The sequence below is a fragment of the Streptomonospora nanhaiensis genome (genome assembly GCF_013410565.1).
Classification (GTDB): domain Bacteria; phylum Actinomycetota; class Actinomycetes; order Streptosporangiales; family Streptosporangiaceae; genus Streptomonospora; species Streptomonospora nanhaiensis.
Genome location: NZ_JACCFO010000001.1, coordinates 2,525,761 through 2,540,241 on the forward strand (window position 1 = coordinate 2,525,761; position 14,481 = coordinate 2,540,241).

At 76.2% G+C, this 14,481-nt stretch carries 15 protein-coding genes and 1 pseudogene; 12 read left to right on the plus strand and 4 right to left on the minus strand.

Annotated features, from left to right (window positions below; translation table 11 throughout):
* Window positions 1-72: 72 nt before the first annotated feature.
* Window positions 73-699 carry a TetR/AcrR family transcriptional regulator gene (locus HNR12_RS10925; RefSeq protein ID WP_179767388.1) on the minus strand — a complete coding sequence of 209 codons (627 nt, stop codon included), beginning with the start codon at window positions 697-699 and terminating at the stop codon, window positions 73-75.
* Window positions 700-784: 85 nt separating this feature from the next.
* Here HNR12_RS10925 and HNR12_RS10930 point away from each other — a divergent pair, with 85 nt between their 5' ends.
* Window positions 785-1,105, plus strand: coding sequence for a gas vesicle protein K (locus tag HNR12_RS10930; protein ID WP_338119749.1), 321 nt, complete (start codon window positions 785-787; stop codon window positions 1,103-1,105).
* A gap of 126 nt (window positions 1,106-1,231) precedes the next feature.
* A complete protein-coding gene (locus HNR12_RS10935) occupies window positions 1,232-1,972 on the plus strand; it encodes a methyltransferase domain-containing protein (protein WP_179767389.1) in 741 nt (246 codons plus the stop codon).
* Between the two features lie 106 nt (window positions 1,973-2,078).
* Here the strand turns inward: HNR12_RS10935 and HNR12_RS28420 are convergent, their stop codons facing one another.
* The gene (locus HNR12_RS28420) at window positions 2,079-2,393 is read right to left on the minus strand and encodes an ATP-binding cassette domain-containing protein (protein ID WP_308118609.1); all 315 of its coding nucleotides are present in this window, start codon (window positions 2,391-2,393) and stop codon (window positions 2,079-2,081) included.
* A gap of 447 nt (window positions 2,394-2,840) precedes the next feature.
* Between HNR12_RS28420 and HNR12_RS10945 the strand changes: the two genes are divergently transcribed.
* From HNR12_RS10945 to HNR12_RS10975, 7 genes are all read left to right on the plus strand, one after another.
* The gene (locus HNR12_RS10945) at window positions 2,841-4,163 is read left to right on the plus strand and encodes an SfnB family sulfur acquisition oxidoreductase (protein ID WP_179767390.1); all 1,323 of its coding nucleotides are present in this window, start codon (window positions 2,841-2,843) and stop codon (window positions 4,161-4,163) included.
* Window positions 4,164-4,245: 82 nt separating this feature from the next.
* The gene (locus tag HNR12_RS10950) at window positions 4,246-5,424 is read left to right on the plus strand and encodes an LLM class flavin-dependent oxidoreductase (RefSeq protein ID WP_179767391.1); all 1,179 of its coding nucleotides are present in this window, start codon (window positions 4,246-4,248) and stop codon (window positions 5,422-5,424) included.
* A 20-nt stretch (window positions 5,425-5,444) separates the two neighbouring features.
* Complete coding sequence (locus HNR12_RS10955) at window positions 5,445-6,053, plus strand: NAD(P)H-dependent oxidoreductase (protein ID WP_179767392.1); 609 nt, start codon at window positions 5,445-5,447, stop codon at window positions 6,051-6,053.
* A 131-nt stretch (window positions 6,054-6,184) separates the two neighbouring features.
* Window positions 6,185-6,709: a flavin reductase family protein gene (locus HNR12_RS10960; RefSeq protein ID WP_179767393.1), complete on the plus strand. Its 525-nt coding sequence runs from the start codon at window positions 6,185-6,187 to the stop codon at window positions 6,707-6,709.
* A 35-nt stretch (window positions 6,710-6,744) separates the two neighbouring features.
* On the plus strand, window positions 6,745-7,632 hold the full coding sequence (locus HNR12_RS10965; protein WP_179767394.1) for an ABC transporter permease: 888 nt from the start codon (window positions 6,745-6,747) through the stop codon (window positions 7,630-7,632).
* Entirely contained in the window at window positions 7,608-8,357 is a 750-nt protein-coding gene (locus HNR12_RS10970) for an ABC transporter ATP-binding protein (protein WP_179767395.1), read from the plus strand. The genes HNR12_RS10965 and HNR12_RS10970 overlap by 25 nt, the downstream gene beginning before the upstream one ends.
* On the plus strand, window positions 8,354-9,379 hold the full coding sequence (locus HNR12_RS10975; protein ID WP_179767396.1) for an ABC transporter substrate-binding protein: 1,026 nt from the start codon (window positions 8,354-8,356) through the stop codon (window positions 9,377-9,379). Before HNR12_RS10970 ends, HNR12_RS10975 begins: the two co-directional genes overlap by 4 nt.
* Before the next feature lie 46 nt (window positions 9,380-9,425).
* Here HNR12_RS10975 and HNR12_RS27815 read toward each other — a convergent pair whose 3' ends face one another.
* Both HNR12_RS27815 and HNR12_RS10985 read right to left on the minus strand, forming a co-directional pair.
* The gene (locus HNR12_RS27815; protein WP_179767397.1) at window positions 9,426-9,575 is read right to left on the minus strand and encodes an SDR family oxidoreductase; all 150 of its coding nucleotides are present in this window, start codon (window positions 9,573-9,575) and stop codon (window positions 9,426-9,428) included.
* Between the two features lie 12 nt (window positions 9,576-9,587).
* Window positions 9,588-12,127, minus strand: a pseudogene (locus HNR12_RS10985) (ATP-binding protein).
* 328 nt (window positions 12,128-12,455) lie between these two features.
* On the opposite strand from HNR12_RS10985, the gene HNR12_RS10990 reads away from it, so the two are divergent.
* From HNR12_RS10990 to kdpA, 3 genes are read left to right on the plus strand one after another with little or no spacing between them, the layout of a single operon-like run.
* Window positions 12,456-12,629: a hypothetical protein gene (locus HNR12_RS10990; protein ID WP_179767398.1), complete on the plus strand. Its 174-nt coding sequence runs from the start codon at window positions 12,456-12,458 to the stop codon at window positions 12,627-12,629.
* The gene (locus HNR12_RS10995) at window positions 12,626-12,715 is read left to right on the plus strand and encodes a potassium-transporting ATPase subunit F (RefSeq protein WP_179767399.1); all 90 of its coding nucleotides are present in this window, start codon (window positions 12,626-12,628) and stop codon (window positions 12,713-12,715) included. The genes HNR12_RS10990 and HNR12_RS10995 overlap by 4 nt, the downstream gene beginning before the upstream one ends.
* The gene (gene kdpA, locus HNR12_RS11000) at window positions 12,715-14,409 is read left to right on the plus strand and encodes a potassium-transporting ATPase subunit KdpA (protein ID WP_179767400.1); all 1,695 of its coding nucleotides are present in this window, start codon (window positions 12,715-12,717) and stop codon (window positions 14,407-14,409) included. The genes HNR12_RS10995 and kdpA overlap by 1 nt, the downstream gene beginning before the upstream one ends.
* Window positions 14,410-14,481 lie beyond the last annotated feature (72 nt).

The following is a 14,481-nucleotide window of genomic DNA, read 5'->3' on the forward strand; positions in this document are numbered from 1 at the left end:
GGGGGCGGATGACCGGAGGCGGACACGGGCCGGAGGCGGCCGCCGCAGCGCCGGCGGGGCGCGCGGGCCCTCTCAGCCGGCCGGGCGCGGGCGGAGGCCGTCGAGGCAGGTGGCGACGATGGGCTCGGCCAGGTCGGCGAAGGGGACCTCCGGATCGACGAGCCACTGGACCAGGGCGCCCTCGATCGCGGCGACCACGACGGTGGCCTCGGGCCCGCCCAGGCCGGGGCGCAGGTCGCCCTCCCGGCCGGCCTCGGCGAGCAGGCCGGCGATGAGCGACCGGTAGCCCCGGTAGACCTCGGCCAGGTCCAGCGGCGCGGCGGCGGGCTCCGCCGGGGTGCCGGGCCGGGCGCGGCCGGTGCTCCACAGGTCCACCATGATCCGGGCGAGGTCGGGTTCGGCCGCGAGCATGGCGACGGCCCCGCGGATCATGCCGGCCAGCCGCTCGACCGCGGGCGCGCCCGGCCGGGCCGCCGCGGCCGCGAGCCGCTCGGACCGCGCGGCGACGCGCTCGAAGGCCGCGCGCAGCAGCGCGTCGCGGCTGTCGAAGTAGAGGTAGACACTGCCCTTGGCGATCGCGGCCTCGGCGGCGACGTCCTCGATCCGCGTGGCGGCGAACCCGCGGCGCGCGAACACGCGCACGGCGGCGTCCAGGATGTCCTCGCGGCGCGCGGCGCGGTCGACCCTCTTCGGCGCCATCGCGGTGCCCCCTTCCGTGGCCGGTGGTGTCGGTGCCGCCCCATCATCGCGCCCGCGCGGCACCTCACCGGCCCGGCGCACCGCCGTGCGGGCGTCGCCGAGGCGGGGCCAGGCCGACAGCCTGCGCCACCGCATCGCCACCGAGCCCGACACCGTGGAGCGGGACCTGATCAAACTGGTCCTCACCGTGGTGGAGCTGGTCCGCCAACTGATGGAGCGCCAGGCACTGCGCCGGGTCGATGTCGGCGACCTCACCGAGGAGCAGGAGGAGCGCATCGGCATGACGCTGATGCTGCTGGAGGAGCGCATGACCGAACTGCGGGAGCGCTACGGCCTGAGCGCGGCCGACCTCAACCTCGACCTGGGCCCGCTGGGCTCGCTTCTGCCCACGTCAGGCGACGGCTAGACCGGGCAGGAGCGGTGGAGCCGCGCCCGCCCGCCTAGGATGTGGAAATGGTTTTCATTTCTTTCCATTCCTCCGCCCTCTCCGCCCTCTCCGCCCCCGCCGCCTCCCGTTTCGGGGAGGTCCGCTGTGGCTGACTACGCCGACCCCTATGCCGTGTCCGGGCAGTTCATCGACATCATGATCGCCGGGTGGTGGTCCCACTTCGGCGGCGCCGTCGCCGAGGCCGTCCGCGCGATGCCCGCCGGCGACGCCCCGCTGCTGGACGCGGGCGCCGGGGGCGGCTGGGGTACGCGGCTGCTGGCCCGCACCCTGCCCTCCGCCCGGATCCTGGCGGTCGAGCCCTCGCCCGTGCTGCGCGCGGTGCTGCTCTCGCGGATCGCCGCCGACGACGACCTCCGCACGCGGGTGACCGTCGACGGCGACGACCTCCTCTCGGCGCGGCTGCCCGACCGCCTCGGCGGCGTGGTGGCGGCCAACCTCATCGGACACTTCGCGCCCGAGGAGCGCGACCGCCTGTGGCGGGACCTGGCCGGGCGCCTGGTTCCGGGCGGGTTCGCCCTGGTCAACCTGGCCCCGCCGGTGGAGCCCGCCCGCGTCGAGCGCGCCCCGATGAGCCGCGTCGAGGTGGGCTCCCGCACCTACCTCGGCTGGGCCGAGGCCGAGCCGGCGGGCGGGGACCGGATCACCTGGCACATGACCTACGAGGTCCACGAGGGCGACCGCCTGGTAAGCCGCGACGAGGTCCACTACGACTGGTGGACGCTGACCGCGCGGCGCCTGGCGGCCGAGACCGCCGCCCACGGCCTGACCACACAGCCGCACGGCCCCACCGAGGCCGGCCTGTTCACGGTCGCCACCAGCCCCTGAACACGGCTCCGGGCGCACCCCCCTCGTGCCGGCCGTGACCTCCGGTCCGCCGGGACTCCGGGACCGCGCCGGCGGGGGGCGGCGGGCCCGCGCGGGCCCGCCGCCCTCACACCTCCCGGAGTCCGCGCGCCGCCGGGTCGATCGCGAGGACGCGGTCGGCGCGGGCGGCCACGCCCCGGTCGTGGGTGGCGATGAGGACGGCCAGGCCGTGCTCGGCGCGGAGGCGGTCGAGCAGGTCCAGGACGGTGCGCGCGGTGGCCGCGTCAAGGGCGGACGTGGGCTCGTCGGCCAGCAGGACGGCGGGCTCGGCGGCCAGGGCGCGGGCGATCGCGACACGCTGGCGCTGACCGCCCGACAGCGCGCCGGGGCGGCGGTCCGCGAAGCGGGCGGGCAGGCCCACCCGCTCCAGCAGACCGGGCACCCGGGCGGCCGCGCCGCGCGCGGACTTGCCAGGAGCACGCGGGCCGGGCGGGCGAGGGCGGCGCCGACCCGGTGGGCCGGGTCACCCGCTCCCCGCCCCCTTCCCCCTCTCCTCCGCGATCCGTGCCACCCCGCCCACCGACACGCCCGACGGCATCCCCTCACGGTGACCGCGCTCAGGCCGGGAACCCCGGGCGGGCACGGTCTTGACGCATGGGGCCGGTGTGACGCGTGCGCTATTACCTACTTTTTTGGTTGACAAAGTCGACTGACGCATTCACCCTGGTTGTCGTGCCTGCGGGGCGGACCGGATGGCCCGCCGCCCAGCCCACCCGACCGCAACCCCCACCCCACCCCACCCCGCCCCAACCACCCCACCCACTCACAACATCAATACCCATCAAACAAGTAGGAAAAATTGGTTGAAGGCACCAGGAGGGTGGCCGCAGTGTCCGACACGTTCTTCGCACCCGATTCCGCGCGTCCCGCCGCCACCGCCGGCGACACCCCCGGCGCCACCACCGCCGACCCCGCGCCGCACCCCCACGCCGGTCCGCCCCACCCCCGCAGCGGCCCGTCCCGCGTCGTCGCCGACGACGCCGGGGCCGTCGCCGCCGCCCGCGAACTGGTCGGGTACCTCGCCGAAGGCGCCGACGAGCGCGACCGGGAGCGCCGGCTGCCGGCCGAGGAGGTCCGCGCGATCGGGCGCAGCGGCCTGCTGGGTGCCACGGTCCCGCGCCCGGACGGGGGCGCCGACATCGGCGCCGTCGCCGTCGCCGAGGTCATGCGGCTCCTCGGCACCGCCGACCTCAGCCTGGCGCAGATCCTCCAGCCGCACTTCGCCTTCCTCAAGGCCCTGCGCCTGCGCGCCCGCCCCGGCGCCGCGCGGCGGCTGCACGGCGCCGTCCTCGCGGGCTCCCTGCTGTCCAACGCCCAGGCCGAGCGCTCCGGCCGGACCGCCCACACCCACGCCACCCGCCTGGAGCGGCTGGCCGGCGGCGGCTACCGGATCAACGGCACGAAGTACTACGCCACCGGCTCGCTGCTCGCCGACTGGCTCGCGGTCGTGGCCCCCGCCGAGGTGCCCGGCGAACCCGAGCCGCTGCCGCACATCGCCTATGTCGAGCGCGGCGCCCGCGGGGTCGAGGTCGCCGACGACTGGGACGGCATGGGCCAGCGCACCACCGCCAGCGGCACGGTGCGCTTCACCGACGTCGACGTCGCCGAGGACCTGGTGATCCCCCACTACCTCACGTTCACCCGGCCCACCACCTACGGCGCCTACGCCCAACTCCTGCACACCGCCATCGACGTCGGCGCCGCCCGCGGCGCGCTCGGCCGCGCCGGGGAGTTCGTGCGCACCTCCAGCCGCCCCTGGTTCGAGGCCGGTGTCGAGGCCGCCCGCGAGGACCCGCTGCTCGTCCAGCGCTTCGGCGAACTGGAGGTCCAGGTCCGCGCAGCCGAGGCCCTGCTGGCCACCGCCGCCGCCCGTGTGCAGGAGGCCGACGCCCTGCCCACCGCCGACGCCACCGCCGAGGCGTCCATCGCCGTGGCCGCCGCCAAGGTCGCCGGCGGGCAGGCGGCCGTGGACACCGCCTCGGCGCTGTTCGAGCTGTGCGGCACCCGCGCCGCTGCCGACTCCCTCAACCTGCACCGCCACTGGCGCGACGCCCGCACCCACACGGTGCACGACCCGGCCCGCTGGAAGGTGCACCACATCGGCCAGTACAGCCTCAACGGCCGGCGCCCGCCGCGCCACGGGCAGCTCTGACCGCCGCCCGGCCGCTCCCGGCCCTCCCCTCTCCCCCCACCCCTCCCCTCGCGTGACGAGCAGAAAGGACCGGCCCACCGCCATGGCCATCACTTTTCACTGGTTCCTGCCCACCCAGGGCGACAGCCGCGGGATCGTCGGCGGCGGCCACGGGGCGGCCGTGCACTCCGCGTGGCGCACCCGCGAGCCCGGCACCGGCTACCTCGCCCAGGTCGCCCGCGCCGCCGAGCAGCTGGGGTTCGCCGGGGTGCTGACCCCCACCGGCGCCTGGTGCGAGGACGCCTGGCTGACCACGGCGATGCTGGTCAACTCCACCCAGCGGCTGAAGTTCCTGGTGGCCTTCCGCCCCGGCCTGCTCTCGCCCACCCTGGCCGCGCAGATGGCCTCCACCTACCAGCGCCTGAGCGGGGGGCGGCTGCTGCTCAACGTCGTCACCGGCGGGGAGAGCGCCGAGCAGCGCACCCACGGCGACTTCCTGGACAAGGACGCCCGCTACGCCCGCACCGACGAGTTCCTCGACATCGTCACCCGGCTGTGGCGCGGCGAGACCGTCGACTTCACCGGCGAGCACCTGCGCGTGGAGCAGGCGGTGCTGCACCGCCGCCCCGACCCGCGGCCCCCGCTCTACTTCGGCGGGTCCTCGCCCGCCGCGCTGGAGGTCGCCGCGCGCCGGGTCGACACCTACCTCACCTGGGGCGAGCCGCCCGCGGCCGTCGCCGCCAAGATCGAGCGGGTCTCCGCCCTGGCCGCCGACATCGGCCGCAGCCTGCGGTTCGGCATCCGCCTGCACGTGATCACCCGCGACACCGCCAAGGAGGCGTGGGCCGAGGCCGACCGGCTGCTCAGCCGCCTGGACCCCGAGACCGTGCGGGCGGTGCAGACGGGCCTGCGGCGCAGCGAGTCCGAGGGCCAGCGCCGCATGCTCGCCCTGCACAACGGGCGCCGCGACAAGCTGGAGATCTACCCCAACCTGTGGGCCGGGGTGGGGCTGGCCCGCGGCGGCGCCGGGACCGCGCTGGTGGGCAGCCACACCGAGGTCGCCGACCGCATCGCCGAGTACCACCGGCTGGGCATCGGCGAGTTCATCCTCTCGGGCTACCCGCACCTGGAGGAGGCGTACTGGTTCGGCGAGGGCGTGCTGCCGCTGCTGCGCGAACGCGGCCTGTGGCGGCCGCCGGCCGGGCACGCGGCCGACCCCGCGCCCGGCGGCGTCCCGTTCGCCGCCTCCGCCACCGCCCCGCTCACCGCCCGCTCGTCGTGACCACCGCCGGAGGCCGCACCGTGTCCCTCGACGCGTCCCCCCTCGCCGCCTTTCCCGCCGCGTCCGCCGCGCGGCCCGTCACCGCCCTGATCGGCAACCCGCGCCCGGACTCGCGCACCCGCACCGCCGCCGTGCGCGCGGCCCGGCGCGCCGCCGGGGCCGCCGGCCTGCCCGACGACGTGGGGGTGGTGGAGCTGGCCCACCTGCGCCGCGGGCTGCTCGACGACACCCCGCCGCCGGCCGTGTCCGAGGCGCTGGAGCACGTCCGCTCGGCGCGGCTGCTGGTGGTGGCCAGCCCCACCTACAAGGCCACCTACACCGGCCTGCTCAAGGCGTTCCTGGACCTGCTGCCCGGCGGCGGCCTCGCCGGGGTCACCGCCGTCCCGCTGCTGGTCATGGCCTCCCCCGCGCACGCGCTGGCGGTCGAGGTGCACCTGCGCCCGCTGCTGCTGGAACTGGGCGCGCACGCGGCGGTGCCCGGACTGGCCGTGCCCCAGGACGCCGTGCCCCAGGCCAACGGCCCCGAGGCCGAGGACTTCGAGCCGCTGGACGACCTCCTCACGGCCTGGACCGCCCGCGCCGCCCCCGCCCTGCGCGCCGCCGGGGCCCTCGGCGCGCGGACCGCCTAGGGCGGCCCCGTGGCCGCCCGCCTCCGGTCCGCCGCCGCGCGCGCCTGCCGCGCGGGCGCCCGCCACGCGTGTGGGCGCCACGCGCGTGTCCGCTGTGTCCGCACCTGGATGAGAGGGAGAGGGAGCACCCCATGCGCACCGTCCGCGCCACGTCCTCGACCGCCACGGCCGGCATCGACGCCGACCGCTTCCGCGCGCTGCTGGGCCACCACCCGGCGGGGGTCGTCATCGTCACCGCGACGGTGTCGGGCACCCCGGTCGGCCTGACCGCCACCTCCTTCACCAGCGTCAGCCTGGCCCCGCCCCTGGTGGCGTTCTACGTCGCCGACACCTCGGCCACCTGGGTGCGGATGCGCAACGCGTCGGTGTTCGGCGTGCACCTGCTCAGCCGGGACCAGGCCGACCTGGCGGCCCGCTTCGCGACCAAGGGCATCAACCGCTTCGCCCCGCCGACGTCGTGGCGGCCGGGCGCCGAGAACGTCCCGGTCCTGGACGACACCGCGATCCACCTGGTGTGCCGCCGCCACGACACCCGCCTCATCGGCGACCACTGGCTCGTCGTCGGCGAGGTGGCCCACGGCTACGAACTCAGCGACCCCCGGCCGCCGCTCCTCTACCACCGGGGCGCCTACGGCGGCTTCCTCCCCGGGGCCTGACAGGACCGCCCACCTTCATTCGAGGAGTCCCACCCATGAGCCATCCCACGACCACCTCCCCGACCACGGCCGATCCGCCGGCCGCGCCGGAGGCGGCCCCCGGCGCGGCCGGCGCACCGGGAGCACCGGCTGCGCCCGGCGGCCCCGCCGCGCCCGCGCCGCGCGCCCGGCGCCGCGCCTGGCAGCGCTGGCTGAGCCCGCTGGCGCTGCTGGTGCTCTGGCAGGCCGGCACCTCCCTGGGCCTGATCCCCGAGCGCCTGCTGCCGGCGCCCTCCGTCATCGCCGGCACGGCCGTGGACCTGATCGCCGACGGCACCCTGCTCCCCGCCATCGGGGTGTCGCTGCAGCGCGTGGTGATCGGGTTCGCGATCGGCGCGGCCGCCGCGGCGCTGCTCGCGCTGCCCTCCGGGCTGAGCCGCTGGGGCGAGAACCTGCTCGACCCGCCGATGCAGATGCTGCGCACGGTGCCGATCTTCGGCCTGATCCCGCTCTTCATCCTGTGGTTCGGGATCGGCGAGCCGCCCAAGGTCACCCTCATCGCGATCGCGGTGGCGGTGCCGCTCTACATCAACACCTTCGCCGGGATCCGCGGCGTGGACGCCAAGTTCGTGGAGGTCGCCACCGTGCTGGGGCTGCCGCGCGCCGCCGTCGTGCGGCACGTGGTGCTGCCCGGCGCGCTGCCGCACGTGCTGGTGGGCCTGCGGCTGAGCCTGGGCGCGGCCTGGCTGGCCCTCATCGTGGCCGAGCAGATCAACGCCGACGCCGGGCTGGGCTTCATGGTCAACAGCGCCCGCGAGTTCCTGCGGACCGACGTGGTGGTGCTCGGGCTGATCGTCTACAGCCTGCTCGGCCTGGCCACCGACGCGCTGGTGCGGCTGCTGGAGAGGAGGGCCCTGGTATGGCGGCGCGGCCTGGAGCTGTAGGCGCGGCGGGGGCGCGCGGGCCGGCCGCCGCCCGGGTGCGCGGGCTCACCAAGGAGTTCACCGGCCGGCGGGTGCTCGACGGCCTCGACCTCGACCTGGCCGACGGGCAGTTCACGGCGCTGCTGGGGCGCAGCGGGTCGGGCAAGTCGACCCTGCTGCGCGTGCTGGCGGGCCTGGACCGCGACTTCGGCGGGGAGTCCGCCACGGCCGACACGGTCATGGTGGCCTTCCAGGAGCCGCGCCTGCTGCCGTGGAAGCGGGTGTGGGCCAACACCGTGCTGGGCCTGGACACCCCCTCGCCGCGCGCCGACGCGCTGGCGGCCCTGGGCGAGGTCGGGCTGGCCGGCCACGCCGACGCCTGGCCGCTCACCCTGTCGGGCGGCGAGGCCCAGCGCGCCTCGCTGGCGCGGGCCCTGGTGCGCCGGCCGCGCCTGCTGCTGCTGGACGAGCCCTTCGGCGCGCTGGACGCGCTGACCCGCACCACCATGCACGACCTGGTGCTGCGGCTGTGGGACCGGCACCGGCCCGCGATCCTGCTGGTCACCCACGACGTGGACGAGGCGCTGCTGCTGGCCGACCGCGTCCTCGTGCTCACCGACGGGCGCATCGCGCGCGACGTGCCCGTCGGCCTCGACCGACCGCGCCACCGCGAGGACCCCCGGGTCGCGCGGCTGCGCACCGGACTCCTCGCCGAACTCGGCGTGACCCCGATGGGAGCACCGTGAACCGCACCTTCGCCGCCCTGGCCCTGACCGCCGCCCTCGCCGCGACGGCCGGCTGCGGCGGCGGCGCGCAGAGCGGCGCCGACGACATCAGCGAGGTCACGCTGCGGGTGGGCGACCAGATCGCCGGCGCCGAACCGCTGCTGGAGGCCGCCGGGGAACTGGAGGACGTCCCCTACCGAATCGAGTGGTCGACGTTCACCTCGGGCCCGCCGCTGCTGGAGGCGGTGCACGCGGGCGCCGTCGACATCGGGCAGGTGGGCAACACCCCGCCGGTGTTCGCCGCTGCGGCGGGGTCGGACATCCGGATCGTGGCCGCCTTCGACGCCGCGCCCACCGCCTCCTCGATCATCGTGCCCGCCGGGTCGCCGATCAGGGAGCCGGCCGACCTGGCGGGGGCCTCGATCGCGGTGGCCAAGGGCAGCTCGGCGCACGGCCACCTGCTCGGGGTGCTCACCGACGAGGGCCTGTCGTTCGACGACGTCGACGTCAACTACGTGCAGCCCTCCGACGCCCTGGCGTCGTTCTCGGAGGGCGGGGTGGACGCCTGGGCGGTGTGGGACCCCTACGTGTCGCAGGCCGAGGACCGCACCGGCGCGCGGATCCTGGTCGACGCCGAGGGCTATGTCAACACCTACACCTTCCAGGTGGCCAACACGGCGGCGCTGGAGGACCCCGCGCTGGCCGCCGCGCTGGAGGACTACGTGCGGCGCATCCACCGCGCCGTGCTGTGGAGCCGGGAGAACCCCCGGGAGTACGCCGAGGTGTGGTCGGAGCACAGCGGCCTGCCGGTGGAGGTCACCGAGCAGGCGGCGCGCCGCCGCGATCCCGTGCCCCGGCTGATCGACGACGAACTGGTGGCGGCCGAGCAGGCGCTGGCCGACTCCTTCGCCGACGCCGGGGAGATCCCGGAGTCCCCGCGGATCGCGGACTTCGTGGACGACCGGTTCAACGGCATCGTCCCCGAGGCGCCGGGTGCCGGCCCGGGCGCCGGCGAGGAGCCCGCCGCCGCGGGCGGTCGGTGACCCGGCGCCCCGGCGCCTCCCCCGGGGGCGCCGGGGCGCGGCGGGATCAGACCGCCGCCCAGCCGTTGTCCACCGGCAGCACGGCGCCGCTGATGTTGCGGGCGGCGTCGGAGGCGAGGAACACGATCGCGGCGGCCAGTTCGTCGGGGTCGGCCACGCGGCCGACCGGCCGTAGGCGGCCGACCGGCCCCGCCACCGCCCGCGCGGCTCAGCCGACCGGTTCCGCGGGCTCCGCCAGGTCGGCGGCCGGGAGCGAGACCAGCATCGTCAGGCCGCCCCCGGGGGTGGGCTCGGGGGTGAGGGTGCCGCCCATCGCCTCCACCAGGCCGCGGGACAGGGCCAGGCCCAGGCCGACGCCGGTGGTGTTGTCGGTGTCGCCCAGGCGCTGGAACGGGACGAACACGCGGTCCCACTCCTCCTCGGGGATCCCCGGGCCGTGGTCGACGACCCGCAGTTCCACCCGGGAGTCGGCCTCGGTGGCGGTGACCTCGGGCGGGGCGTCGGCGGGGCTGTAGCGCAGCGCGTTGCCGAGCACGTTGGCCAGCGCCCGCTGGAGCAGGCCCAGGTCGGCGTGCACCGCCGGAAGCTCCTCGGGCAGACGCAGCCGCACGGGCGCCTCGGGGGCGGCCTCCTCCAGGGCGGGCATGAGCGCGTCGGCGACGTCGAAGTCGCTCAGCGAGACCCCCAGCACGCCCGCGCGCAGCCGGCTCATGTCCAGCAGGTTGGCCACCAGCCGGGTGAGCTGGTCCACGGCCTCGTCGGCGGTGGCCAGGAGTTCGGCCTGGTCCCGCTCGTCGAAGTGCACCTCCTCGCTGCGCAGGCTGGTGATCACGGCCTTGGCCGAGGCCAGCGGGCCGCGCAGGTCGTGGCTGACGGCCGCCAGCAGCGCGGTGCGCAGCCGGTCGGCCTCCGCCAGCGGGCGGGCCGCCGCGGCCTCCTGCGCCAGCCGCTCGTGGCGCAGGGCCACCGCCGCCTGGGCGGCGAACGCCTCGACCACCCGGCGGTCCTCGGCCGCCAGCCGCCCGCCCCGCAGCACCAGCCGCAGCGTGTCGTCGATGGCCACCTCCACGCCGCCCTCGCCGGGATCGGCGCTCGGCGGCTCCCCGGCCGAGGCGGCGACCGTCCACGCCCCGGGGTCCAGTTGCGCGCCGCCGTCCTCGGCCGAGCGCTCCAGCAGGGCGACCGACTCCGACCCGAACGTCTCGCGCAGGCGCTCCAGCAGCGCGGCCAGGGGCCGGGACCCGCGCAGGACGCTGCCCGCCACGGTGGCCAGCGTCTGGGCCTGGGCCTGGGCGCGCGCGGCCTCGCGGGTGCGGCGGGCCGCGCGGTCGACCACCGCGCTCACCGCCACCGCCACGACGAGGAACACCGCCAGCGCCAGCACGTCGCGCGGGCTGGCGATCGCCAGGGTCAGGTAGGGGCGGGTGTGGAAGACGTCCATCAGCAGGAACCCGCCGGCGGCGGCGGTCAGCGCCGGCGCCATGCCGCCGGTCAGCGCCGCCCCGACCACGGCCGCGAAGACGACGAGGATGGCCGTGGGCAGGGAGTCCTCGCCCGCCGGCAGGCCGGTGGCCGGCACCAGCAGCGGCAGCGCGCCCAGGGCCGGCGCGTGGCCGAGCAGCCTGCGGCGGCGCGGCAGGGCGGGCACCGGGCCGCCGCGGCCGCCCCGCCCGACGTGCTCGTGGGTGACCAGGTGGACGTCGATGGAGCCGGCCATGGCGGTGGTGGTCAGGCCCACGCCGGGCGACAGCGCGTGGCCCAGCCGCCCGCGCCGGCTGGCGCCGAGCACCAGCTGGGTGGCGTTGGCGCCCCGGGCGAACTCGATGAGCGCGGTGGGCACGTCGTCGCCGATCACCTCGTGGTAGGTGCCGCCCAGGCACTCCACCAGCACCCGCTGGCGGGCCAGCAGCGCCGGGTCGGCGCCCACCAGGCCGTCGGAGCGCGCGACGTGCACCGCGAGCAGGTCGGCGCCCTTGCTGCGCGCGGCGATGCGGGCGGCGCGGCGGATCAGGGTCTCGCCCTCGGCGCCGCCGGTGAGCGCCACGACGACCCGCTCGCGCGCCTCCCAGGTGGCGGTGACCTCGTGCTCGCTGCGGTAGCGGTCGAGCTGGTCGTCCACCTTGTCGGCCAGCCACAGCAGGGCGAGTTCGCGCAGCGCGGTGAGGTTGCCGACGCGGAAGTAGTTCTGCAGCGCGGCGTCGACCTTGTCGGGCGCGTAGACGTTGCCGTGCACCATGCGGCGGCGCAGCGCCTCGGGGTCATGTCGACCAGTTCGATCTGGTCGGCCTCGCGCACCCACGCGTCGGGCACGGTCTCGCGCTGGGGGACGCCGGTGATGCGCTCCACCACGTCGTTCAGCGACTCCAGGTGCTGGATGTTGAGCGTGGAGAGCACGGTGACGCCGGCGTCCAGCAGCCGGGCGATGTCCTGCCAGCGCTTGGCGTTGGCCGAGCCGGGGACGTTGGTGTGCGCCAACTCGTCCACCAGCGCGACGCGCGGCCGGCGGGCGAGCACGGCGTCGAGGTCCATCTCGGTGAAGACCGCGCCGCGGTGCTCGACCGTGCGGCGCGGCACGACCTCCAGGTCGCCGATCATCGCCTCGGTCTCGGTGCGGCCGTGGGTCTCGACGTAGGCGACGACCACGTCGGCGCCGCGGGCCCGGCGCCGGTGGGCCTCCGCGAGCATGGCGTAGGTCTTGCCCACCCCCGGGGCCGCGCCCAGGTAGACGCGCAGCCGTCCGCGTCGCATCGCCTCGCCCTCCCTCGTGGCCCGCGGGCGGCCGCACACCGGGGCCGGCCCGCGCACCCGTTGTAGTCGCCCGAGGCCGCGGCGGCAACGGCGCTTAGTGGGTTCTTAGCGGCCGGTGCCGTGTCGCCCGCGTCACCCCGCCCGCCCCCGCGTCAAGGCGGTGCTAAGGAACGCGGCCGACCGGGCTAAGAGGGCGTTGGGGCGCGGGCGGCTCCGGGGCGGGGCGCGCAGTGTGGGTGAGGTGCGCGTTTCGCGGTCTTTCACCCCATTCACCGCGTTAACGCCCCTCATCCGCATCAGCCCCATTTCCACGAGAGGAGCCCGACCGATGGCCGACATCGTGTTCGTGCTCGTCGCGGTCGCGTTCTTCGCCCTGTGCGTGGGCTACGTCCGCGGCTGCGAACGGATCATCGGCGCCGACCCCGCCGACTCCGCAGCCCGCAACCTGTCCGCGGACCGGTCCGGCGCGTCCGGCGCGCGTGGCGAGGCGGTCGCGCCGTGAGCCTCGACGACGCCCTGGCCCTGGCCCTCGCCGTCCCCCTGGCCGCCTACCTGGTGGCCGCACTGCTGCTTCCCGAGAGGTTCTGATGTCCGGCCCCGCCTGGCTGCAGTTCGCCGCGCTCGTCGCGCTGCTGCTGCTCACCGCACCCCTGCTCGGCCGCTACCTGGCCGCCGTCTACGGCGACGGCGGCCGCGCGCCGGGCGACCGGGTGTTCGCGCCCGTGGAGCGGGCCGTCTACCGGCTGTGCCGGGTGGACCCCGCCCGCGAGCAGCGCTGGAGCGGCTACGCCCTGTCCCTGCTGGCGTTCAGCCTGGTCTCTTTCCTGCTGCTCTACGCCCTGCTGCGGCTCCAGGGCGTGCTGCCGCTCAACCCGCTGGGCCTGCCCGGCGTGGCGCCCAACGTCGCGTTCAACGCCGCCGTCAGCTTCGTCACCAACACCAACTGGCAGTCCTACGGCGGCGAGTACACGATGAGCCACCTCAGCCAGATGGCCGGGCTCACCGTGCAGAACTTCGTGTCGGCGGCGGCGGGCACGGCCGTCATGGCGGCGCTGGTCCGCGGCCTGGCCCGGCGGCGCGCCGCCACCGTCGGAAACCTCTGGGTGGACCTCACCCGCGGCACGCTGCGCGTGCTGCTGCCGATGTCGTTCGTGCTCGCCGTGGTGCTGGCCGGCCAGGGGGTGGTGCAGAACTTCACCGGGCACACCGCGGCCGCCACGCTGGAGGGCGCCCGCCAGTTCATCCCCGGCGGCCCCGCCGCCGGGCAGGTCGCCATCAAGCAACTGGGCACCAACGGCGGCGGGTTCTTCGACATGAACTCCGCCCACCCGTTCGAGAACGCCACCCCGCTGAGCAACCTCGTCGAGAACTGGGCGATCCTCATCATCCCGTTCGCGCTGGCCTTCGCCTACGGCCACCTGGCGGGCGACCGCCGCCAGGGCCGCGCGGTGTTCGCGGTCATGGCCCTGGTGTGGGCGGGCATGTCCGTGGCGGCCATGGCGCTGGAGACGGCGGGCAACCCCCGCCTGGACGCCCTCGGGGTCGACCAGGCGGCCGGCTACCTCGAAGGCAAGGAGACCCGGTTCGGCGCCGCCGCCTCGGGACTGTGGGCGGCCTCGACCACCGGCACCTCCAACGGGTCGGTCAACGCGATGCACGACAGCCTCACCCCCATGGGCGGCGGCACCGCGCTGATCCACATGATGCTGGGCGAGGTCAGCCCCGGCGGCGCCGGCGTGGGCCTCAACGGCCTGCTCGTGATGGCGATCCTGGCCGTGTTCGTCGCCGGGCTGATGGTGGGCCGCACCCCCGAGTACCTGGGCAAGAAGATCCAGGCCGCCGAGATGAAGCTGGTCGTGCTCTACCTGCTGGCCATGCCCGCGGTGCTGCTGGGGTTCGCCGCCGCGTCCTCCGTGCTGGACACCGCGCTGGCCTCGCGCTCGGCCGAGGGCCCCCACGGGCTCACCGAGATCCTCTACGCCTACGCCTCGGCCGCCAACAACAACGGCTCGGCGTTCGCCGGCCTGGACTCCACCACGTACTGGTACACCACCACGCTGGGCCTGGCGATGCTGGTCGGCCGGTTCCTGCTGATCATCCCGGTGCTGGCCATCGCGGGGTCCATGGCGCGCAAGCAGCCCGCCCCCGCGACCGCGGGCACCCTGCCCACCCACACGCCGCTGTTCGCCGGCCTGCTCGTCGGCGTCGTCGTGATCGTCGCCGGGCTGACCTTCCTGCCGGCGCTCGCGCTGGGCCCCGTCGTCGAGCACCTGTCCCTGTAGGAGAACCGTGTCCACCACCCGACAGGCGGCACCGGCACCCGCCGGCCCCGCCGCAGTCCCCGCCCCCCCGCA

Bases quoted from the DNA above. Each gene is read 5' to 3' on its own strand.
- HNR12_RS10950 (WP_179767391.1), top strand. From the start codon at position 4,246: ATGGCCATCACTTTTCACTGGTTCCTGCCCACCCAGGGCGACAGCCGC.
- HNR12_RS10990 (WP_179767398.1), top strand. From the start codon at position 12,456: ATGGCCGACATCGTGTTCGTGCTCGTCGCGGTCGCGTTCTTCGCCCTG.
- HNR12_RS10965 (WP_179767394.1), top strand. From the start codon at position 6,745: ATGAGCCATCCCACGACCACCTCCCCGACCACGGCCGATCCGCCGGCC.
- HNR12_RS10970 (WP_179767395.1), top strand. From the start codon at position 7,608: ATGGCGGCGCGGCCTGGAGCTGTAGGCGCGGCGGGGGCGCGCGGGCCG.
- HNR12_RS10925 (WP_179767388.1), bottom strand. From the start codon at position 699: ATGGCGCCGAAGAGGGTCGACCGCGCCGCGCGCCGCGAGGACATCCTG.
- kdpA (WP_179767400.1), top strand. From the start codon at position 12,715: ATGTCCGGCCCCGCCTGGCTGCAGTTCGCCGCGCTCGTCGCGCTGCTG.
- HNR12_RS10960 (WP_179767393.1), top strand. From the start codon at position 6,185: ATGCGCACCGTCCGCGCCACGTCCTCGACCGCCACGGCCGGCATCGAC.